Here is a 7643-nt window from a genome sequence, read left to right on the forward strand (position 1 = left end):
GTGCACCCGGATTAAGTCTGCTATGTGCGGATAATCCAGGTGATCCACACTCCTGGGGGTCAAGGGGTCGCAGGTTCAAATCCTGTCGTCCCGACTTTACGAAGTCGCAGGTCACGGGCTGCTTCAGAGGACATCTGAAGCAGCCCCTTGATCATTCTTGGGGACCACTTGGGGACCAGCGCACTTGACGGGGCTGTGGCGCACCTTGACCCGGTCAAGGTGCGCCATGCGACCCACCAACGTGCGCACTTTCCGCGTCCGACCAATGACCATGGCGGCGGCAGTGCGTGGATCGTGATCTTGTCACCCTGAGGGTGGTTAGTCGTCCTGGGTGATCAGGGATACGCGCAGGTCGGAGAGCGTTCGGGTCTTGCCGTCCACCGTCAACGACCAAAAGGCCCACCCGTCCACCCGGTCGTCGCCGGTCGCCATCCGTGCCGCGGACGTAGGCGTGTCCAAGGTCTGCTGGAAGCAGATGATCTTACCGTCCGCCTGCAGGGTCGCCCTGACCGGACCGTGCTTCCCCCGGCCCGTCAACGTGATCCCGCCTGCGGAGAACGCCTGAGGGGGCAGGACGGCCACCAAGGTCCGCAGGTCAACATGGTGGCTCGCTGCTTCTGCCGCCGGGAGCTCGGTTCCGCCGCTCGTGCCTTCAGCGACATCGCCCCTGCCCCTCCTCCAAGGGGCGTGTCGTTTGCCGAGCGGTGGTGGGCGAGGAGGGCCAAGCGTTCGGCCGCTGCGGCTGCCGCGCTCCACTCGGCAGTTGTCCGAGTCAGGCTGTCGATTTCGGAACGGGCGTACAGCGCCACAATGGCGTCGTCTCAGCGGACGAGGTACAGCTGGACGAGTCCTGCCACCCTCTCGATCAACTCCGACCTGCTATCGACGAGCCGGTCGGAGTTGAGCGCGAGTATGCGTATGGTCTCTTCCACTCGGCAGAGGTCCCGGGCCACCTCGCTGTCGGTATACGGCCTTTCGGGTCTACGTCGGGCGTAGCCCTGCCTATCGAATCCCGCGAGTTCGGCGTCCTCAGCCACCACGGGATCAAGGAGCACCGGCAATTCGCCGCCCAGGCTCTCGAACTCCGACGCGCGTTGTCCGAGCAGGGGGAAACGGGCCCCCTTGCCCGGTCCGGCGCTCTGGTTGCCGTAGCGGGCGCCGCCGCTGTTGCAGTAGTGGCAGGCGAGACGGTAGTTGGCGGGGGCGTAGGCGAGCCACCAGTACCCGCGGTGCTTGGCCTCGCCGTCGACTGCGGACGCAGATCGCATCCTCCCGCCACAACTCGCGGAAGGTGAGCTCCTTGTCCGCGTCCTTCGCGTCCTCCTGGAGCTTCTCGATTTCCTTGGCGGCCCGGTCCGCCCACTTCTGCGGCGTGGTGAGTCCGGTGTTGTCCACGTGGCGCACCGGTATCAGACCCCCTGAGAGAAGTGCTCGCCGAAGAGCACGCGTGCGGTCGCTTCGAGCTCCTCGCCCGTCACAGTCCCATTCCGGGCCTGTTCGATGAGTTCCGTGCGTCGCCGGTGCAGTTCCGCCAGAAGGAGGAGAGCACCGCATCACGACGCCCAGTGGTGAAGCCCAGTCCGTCGAGCCGGTCGGTCACCTCCTGGAGTTCCCGGCGGGCCTCGGGGCCGTCGCCGGCCACTGGAATGAGGCGGTACTGGGTGTCGATCAGGTCCTGGGTGTGTTCGTCGAGTTGGCTCTGAAGGCGGAATAGGTCCGAGGTGAGCAGCCCGCCGGCGCCCTGGCCGCGTGGGGCGGTGTCCGGGACCAGGCCAGACACACCTCACCCGCTATCACGCACCAACTCGTAACTGCCGGCTATTCTTGCGGCCCACCGGCCCCGGCAGACCCCGCACATAGTCCCGCATCCGCCGCCGTGGCTCGACGCGCCCGAAGTGCCCAGCCAATCGCAGAAGCAACGACTACAGCTCAGTGGCGCACAGCCCTGTGTCGACATCATTCTCCATGGCAGACCCAACGCGCCCCAATCGGTGGGCAACGAACCTCACTTCCGACGGAACGTCAGTCAGATACACGCCAAACAATGGCTTCTGACCAGCGAAGATAGAGAAAGGAGATTGGAGTACGAGCCCCGGACTAACAGTGGTAAGTAGCGAAGAGAGAGCTCATCGTTGCGAGACCCAAGAAAGCAGGGTCTTCAGGACATCTTCAAGATCTCTATCTGATGTGATCTCGCGATGCTCCACGTGAATCTCACCTGACGGCACATCCGCGAGCTGCAATTGGGCCTCCCCGGTGTCCCAGACAATGAACTGGCTGAGCCGATCCGAAGAATCAACCGCCAGGGAGATGCCTGTCTTGGAACGTCCCTGATCTGGTGGATCTACGTCTAGCGTCAAGCCATGAGAAATCAATGATTCGCGCTGGCGGGTGATCCATTCCATGGTCGCTTCGAGAACGGCAAAGTGATCTTTCACTTCGGGCCCATCCAATCACTTATATTCAAAGCGGCAGGTAGTTGAGGGATGGGAAGCCCTTTCCGGGCCGCGAGACGAGCCGGAAGGCCACGAGGGCCCGACAAAATTGCCCATCCGGGCTCACCGCCTGGATACAATGAGTTGGCCGGGACGTCAAACGCTGCGTAGCCCGTTCCTGGAGCAGCTTGCCGACCGTACGCCTCGGGGGTGGCTGGCCGAGCGACGTAGGTCATACCTCCCTTGCCCTCCTGGACCATTCCAGTTCTGGTCATCTTCCCGTATTCATCCAGATTCATCCACCGTCCAACGCGGACGAGATCGCTGCTCTCCTGAGCAGCTTCCTCAGCTGCTTCTCCGCCGCCACCGCATGTGTTGTGCACCAAGAGCGGAGTCGCCCCTGCGAGGGCGTAGTACGTGTGGAGGTTGGCGACGGCGAAGTTGTAGGTGCGGACGTGGTCGGTGTAGGGGCGGTTGTTCGCGATCTTGGCGGTGGTGCCGTTGGGGGTGCTGAGGGTGGTGCCCGGTTTGAGGTCGGCGGCGTTGATCCAGGCGTTCGCCTTGGGTATCCAGAAGGGGTGCTCGGCTGTGGCGGTTATCTTCTGGTTTCCGTCGGCGGTGGTGATGGTGAGTTCGTTGAGCTTTTTGTCGCCTTCGGAGGGGAGGAGTTCGGTGACGGGTTGGGCGTTGGTTTCGCCTGTTGTCGGATTGGTGGAGAGGACCTTGTCGCCGACTTGGATGTCTTCGATGTTCTTCGTGGTGCCGTCGGCGAGGAGGATCGGAGTGCCGGCGAGGAAGCACTTGGGGACGGTGGCCGCCTTGGTGCCGCCTGTTTTGCCGAGGATTTTCGAGGCGACGGCTTTGGCGCCCTTGGCGGCTGCCTTGGCCACGGCTCCGCCGATGACGGAGGCGATGGCTCCGACGGCGGCTCCCTTGCCGGCGGCGGAGGCGTAGCCGCCGAGACGCTGCTTGTCAGCGGGGCCACCGGCAACCTCGGCAGCAGCGCGGTCGCTGTCGCGCTCGCGATGGGAGCGGGCCGCGTGGTCGCCCCGGGCCGCAACCAGGCCGCGCTCGACCTCCTCGCCGACCGGTTCGGTCCGCGGCTGTGCCCGGTCCCGCTGACCGGCGACGAGGCCACCGACCGCGCGGCGATGTCCGCGGCGGCCGACGGCCCGATCGACATGGTGATCGACTTGCTCCCGCCGAGCGCACCCAGCTCGGCGTCGCGCGCCGCGGCCATGACCGTGCGCGAGTACGGCCGCGTCGTCCTCATGGGTGGCGTCGGCATGCTCGGTGGCGACGACCTCGCACTCCCGTACCCATGGATCATGCGCAACTCGATCACCGTGCGCGGGCAGTGGATGTACCCGCGCACAGCCAATGTCGGCATCATCCGGCTCCTCGCCTCGGGCACTCTGGATCTCTCCCCCGAACGAGTCCGGTCGTTCGGTCTCGATGCCGTCAACGACGCCATCGCGTACGCCGCCGCGCACGGTGGCCCGTTCGACCGCACCAGCCTCACCCCATCGGCTGGCTGACAAGGCCCACTGATCCCCACCACCCGCACGACCGCCATTCTTACGAGCACAGGCGGCCATATGGATGCTGTTTGACGTGAACGAAGCCAATCGGGGCTCGGCCGGTTACTGCTTCTTGGCGAAGCTGGCAGTGTCGACCTCGGTGAGGATGCCGAGTTTGACCAGGCGTTTCAACTTGGCTCGGGTGCCTTCAATGTTCTTCGGCAGCAGGTTGTGGTCGAGGGCTTCGCAGATGTCCTTGGCCCGCAGCGGTCCGGTCGCCTCGTTGAAGACGGCGAGGATGCGAGGGTAGTCAGGGTGCTCGGGCAGGTCCGGGGGGACGTCCGGAAGTCGGTCGGCAAGGCCCGTGACGGTCTTCCGGGTGATCGCGAGGTGCTCGAGGTGCGACTCGGCCTCCCGCAGCCGGGTCTGCAGTTCGCCGATCTGTGTGCGGAGGTCGTTGGCCTGGGCTTGACGACCGTACGCCGGTTCAGCCCGGTCTCCTTCGCGATCTCCCGCAAGCTCATCGCACCGGACTCGTACAGACCGCGAAACCGCCTCAGCTCCAACCAGCGATGCAGATCCAGGACCACCCTCGTCGCCGCCCTCCGTCGCCCCTGAACAGACGACAGCAGACTTCCGGCCCAAGCCCCTCACCGCGTCAACCACGGTGCGCTTTCATTCGTACGCGGTGGTCCCCGGCACTTCAACACCCTGCTCAACCGGGCCGGACTCCGTCGCATCCGCTTCCACGACCTCCGCCACTCGACCGCGACCCTCCTCATGGAACAGGGAGTGGAATTCGTCGTGATCAAGGAACTCCTCGGCCACGCCCACATCGGCGTCACCGCCACCGTCTACGCCCACGTCCGACTCCGCCTCCGACGCGACGCCATCGACCTCCTCGGACACACCCTCCGCAGCCCCGCCGAGACCACCAGCCAGCCTGACGACGGCGACGAACCGCCGCTCTCCGCAGCACCCGTCCGCTGACGCTGCCGTCAACTACTGCCGTCACGAGCCCCAGAAGCCTCGCCAAGCACAGCCTGGCGGGGCTTCAAGTTTGCTACTGGAACCATCGCGCGAATTCCCGGTCAGGCTATATCCTGTGACACATCAAATTCCGCTGGAATTTTTCCGCGAATAAGGTACTAGACGGGATCTCGCTTCACTGATTCGATCCATTCACCGAATGGAATCTGACTTTCAGGGAACCGCCAAGAAATATGCCCTGGATTGGATCCAGGTCTGAATCAACTCGATACCGATACTCAAGCTGTACCTGTGAGAAAGCCTTGCGCTCGCCATCGATGTCAGCAATTTCCAACTGCCGCACAGGCTCCACGACGAAGGTCGGGTCAGGGAACCAGTTCACTTTTTCGTAGTGAAAGAGTGACCCGTCAGAATCCGTGCGATCCGGTACGTCGAATGCAATTCGCTGGAGATCGCGAATAGCCGTCATTGCATCTTCGATGTTCGGGATTTCTCGGCCAGATCTCACTTGATCAACGATGTTCTGCACCACGCCAAGCACAGAGTCGATAGACCGTCTAATCTCCAACCTCTACGCCCAAAATGGAATCTCTGCCTTTACTTGGCAGCACGCGTTCGGGTCCCCCGTCAGCATCACCTTGTGAATTCGGCGGGTGGTCACGAAATTCCTGCAACCACCCTCCCAAATCAACCAGTTGACACCACCGACAACCTACCGGCTGGACGCGCTAACTAGGGCCCCGGGCATGCGGCATCCCATTCGGTTTCGAATTCTTCTCTCGTGATCTCGGCCGCGGTAAATTCCGCCTCCGCTTCTAGCTCTTCAAGGCTTGGTGCCGGAATTTCACCGAGCATTGCATTACCTGTGGAGATTTGTGAATCCGCAAAGAATCTACGGCCATCACGGAAAACTTCAACCTTGCGTGTCTCGTATCTACTTTCATCCAACTCACTATAAAACCAGGTTGGTTCATCGTCGAAGTCGTGATGCCAGGCAAGCTTCAGATAGCTCGTCATCAATTCGCCCCGAATCCTTGGATTCGTTGTGTGATATCGAGGGGGCCGTTGTTCGGGATAAGGAACACCCCAGGTCGATCCGGCGCCGTTACAAGCGGCAGACCTCGGACATCAATACTGATGTAGTGGCTGAAATTTTGTCCACCCCAAGGGGTTCCGTAGAAGGCCCTGGCCAGCTGCCCCGGCCTTTTCGTGCCAGGTACAATGTCGGAAAAATATTGCCCATCCCCGAGCTTCGCGTCTTGAGGCTTGGCTGCCTTCGTCGAGGCCCAGAGCTCCCCGCTATCCATGATCTTCTTCATCTTTTCTTCTGTTGTGTAGTGGTGGAGCGTTTCCGGACCGCACGTATTGTGCACCAGGACCGGCGTGGTTCCTGCGAGTACATAGTACGTGTGGTGGTTGGCGACGGCGAAGTTGTAGGTGCGGACGTGGTCGGTGTAGGGGTGGTTGTTCGCGATCTTGGCGGTGGTGCCGTTGGGGGTGCTGAGGGTGGTGCCCGGTTTGAGGTCGGCGGCGTTGATCCAGGCGTTCGCCTTGGGTATCCAGAAGGGGTGTTCGGCTGTGGCGGTTATCTTCTGGTTTCCGTCGGCGGTGGTGATGGTGAGTTCGTTGAGCTTTTTGTCGCCTTCGGAGGGGAGGAGTTCGGTGACGGGTTGGGCGTTGGTTTCGCCTGTTGTCGGATTGGTGGAGAGGACCTTGTCGCCGACTTGGATGTCTTCGATGTTCTTCGTGGTGCCGTCGGCGAGGAGGATCGGAGTGCCGGCGAGGAAGCACTGGGCGGTACCTGCCTTGGTGCCGCCTGTTTTGCCGAGGACTTTCGAGGCGACGGCTTTCGCGCCCTTCGCGGCTGCTTTGGCCACGGCTCCGCCGACGACGGAGGCGACGGCTCCGACGGCGGCTCCCTTGCCGGCGGCGGAGGCGTAGCCGCCGAGGCTGTGGTCGGCTTTTGGATCGAGGGCGTTGCCGACGGCGCCCGCGGCCGCGCCCGCGATGGCTCCGCAGGCCGCTCCCACGGCGACGGCTCCGGCTCCGGCGGTCGCCGCGCCGACGCCGACCGCGACGGCTCCGCAGGTCACCCCGACCACGACTTCGGTGACGATGGTGATGACGGTGACGTGTTTCTTCATCCAGCCCTTGGCCTTGCACCACCAGTCACAGGGCGCGGGCTTGGTCACCGTGACCGTCTTGGTCGTGGTGTACGTGACGGTGGTCGGGGTGCCTGAGCTGCCTGAAGTGCTGCTGCCTGCCGAGCCGCCGCTGTTGCTTGTGCTGGTGCCTCCGCCGGTACTCGGTTTGCCACCGCCGCCGTAGTGCTGGGATGGGTTCGCGGACCCGGTGCCGCAGATGTCCGCCGGGCAGAGCCCAGTTGGGTCGCTCGTGCTGACGGGGCTGTTGCCGGCGTAGGCGTAGCCGTTCATCTGGAGCGGTTCGCTGATGTCGATGATCGGGTCTGCTGAGAGGAAGCGGCCGGCCGCCTGGTCGTATTCGCGGGCCCCGATGTGGGTGAGGCCGGTGGCCGCGTCGTCGATGCCGACGCCGAGGTAGCTGCGCTTGTTCGGCCAAGTCGACGGTTTGGGGCCGCGGACCTCTCCGTACGGTTTGAAGGCGCGTCGGGTGACGGTCTGTGTGCCGCCGAGTTCGACTGTGGTGTTGGCGGTGCCGAGTTGGTCGGCGATGAGGA

The 7643-nt window shown here is 63.5% G+C and carries 9 protein-coding genes and 2 pseudogenes; 2 read left to right on the forward strand and 9 right to left on the reverse strand.

The window, feature by feature from the left end; translation table 11 throughout:
- Positions 1–318: 318 nt before the first annotated feature.
- The 5 genes from ACIRQP_RS41560 to ACIRQP_RS41580 form a co-directional block, all read right to left on the reverse strand.
- Positions 319–585: a hypothetical protein gene (locus ACIRQP_RS41560; protein ID WP_403900552.1), complete on the reverse strand. Its 267-nt coding sequence runs from the start codon at positions 583–585 to the stop codon at positions 319–321.
- Between the two features lie 236 nt (positions 586–821).
- A complete protein-coding gene (locus ACIRQP_RS41565; protein WP_403900554.1) occupies positions 822–1268 on the reverse strand; it encodes a hypothetical protein in 447 nt (148 codons plus the stop codon).
- 206 nt (positions 1269–1474) lie between these two features.
- Positions 1475–1780, reverse strand: coding sequence for a hypothetical protein (locus tag ACIRQP_RS41570; RefSeq protein ID WP_403900556.1), 306 nt, complete (start codon positions 1778–1780; stop codon positions 1475–1477).
- Between the two features lie 346 nt (positions 1781–2126).
- On the reverse strand, positions 2127–2438 hold the full coding sequence (locus ACIRQP_RS41575; protein WP_403900558.1) for a hypothetical protein: 312 nt from the start codon (positions 2436–2438) through the stop codon (positions 2127–2129).
- Complete coding sequence (locus ACIRQP_RS41580) at positions 2435–3325, reverse strand: polymorphic toxin-type HINT domain-containing protein (protein WP_403900560.1); 891 nt, start codon at positions 3323–3325, stop codon at positions 2435–2437. The genes ACIRQP_RS41575 and ACIRQP_RS41580 overlap by 4 nt, the downstream gene beginning before the upstream one ends.
- Before the next feature lie 36 nt (positions 3326–3361).
- On the opposite strand from ACIRQP_RS41580, the pseudogene ACIRQP_RS41585 reads away from it, so the two are divergent.
- A pseudogene (locus tag ACIRQP_RS41585) lies at positions 3362–3973 on the forward strand (zinc-binding dehydrogenase); the annotation flags it as partial.
- A gap of 105 nt (positions 3974–4078) precedes the next feature.
- On the opposite strand, the gene ACIRQP_RS41590 reads toward ACIRQP_RS41585, so the two are convergent.
- Entirely contained in the window at positions 4079–4621 is a 543-nt protein-coding gene (locus tag ACIRQP_RS41590) for a hypothetical protein (RefSeq protein ID WP_403900568.1), read from the reverse strand.
- Positions 4622–4651: 30 nt separating this feature from the next.
- Here ACIRQP_RS41590 and ACIRQP_RS41595 point away from each other — a divergent pair.
- Positions 4652–4945 (forward strand): annotated as a pseudogene (locus ACIRQP_RS41595) (tyrosine-type recombinase/integrase); the annotation flags it as partial.
- Positions 4946–5120: 175 nt separating this feature from the next.
- Here ACIRQP_RS41595 and ACIRQP_RS41600 read toward each other — a convergent pair.
- The 3 genes from ACIRQP_RS41600 to ACIRQP_RS41610 form a co-directional block, all read right to left on the reverse strand.
- Positions 5121–5477, reverse strand: coding sequence for a hypothetical protein (locus ACIRQP_RS41600; RefSeq protein ID WP_403900562.1), 357 nt, complete (start codon positions 5475–5477; stop codon positions 5121–5123).
- Positions 5478–5677: 200 nt separating this feature from the next.
- Positions 5678–5962, reverse strand: a complete 285-nt coding sequence (locus ACIRQP_RS41605) for a DUF6881 domain-containing protein (RefSeq protein WP_403900564.1) — start codon at positions 5960–5962, stop codon at positions 5678–5680.
- Positions 5962–7643 (reverse strand): HYD1 signature containing ADP-ribosyltransferase family protein (locus ACIRQP_RS41610; protein WP_403900566.1); only part of this gene is annotated, 1682 nt, incomplete at its 5' end. The genes ACIRQP_RS41610 and ACIRQP_RS41605, both read right to left, overlap by 1 nt.

The organism is Streptomyces sp. NPDC102274, from assembly GCF_044766385.1.
Lineage (GTDB): Bacteria > Actinomycetota > Actinomycetes > Streptomycetales > Streptomycetaceae > Streptomyces.

What these genes read in the sequence shown, in the direction of transcription:
- ACIRQP_RS41565 (WP_403900554.1), bottom strand. Translation starts at nt 1,268, where the DNA reads ATGCGATCTGCGTCCGCAGTCGACGGCGAGGCCAAGCACCGCGGGTAC.
- ACIRQP_RS41605 (WP_403900564.1), bottom strand. Translation starts at nt 5,962, where the DNA reads ATGACGAGCTATCTGAAGCTTGCCTGGCATCACGACTTCGACGATGAA.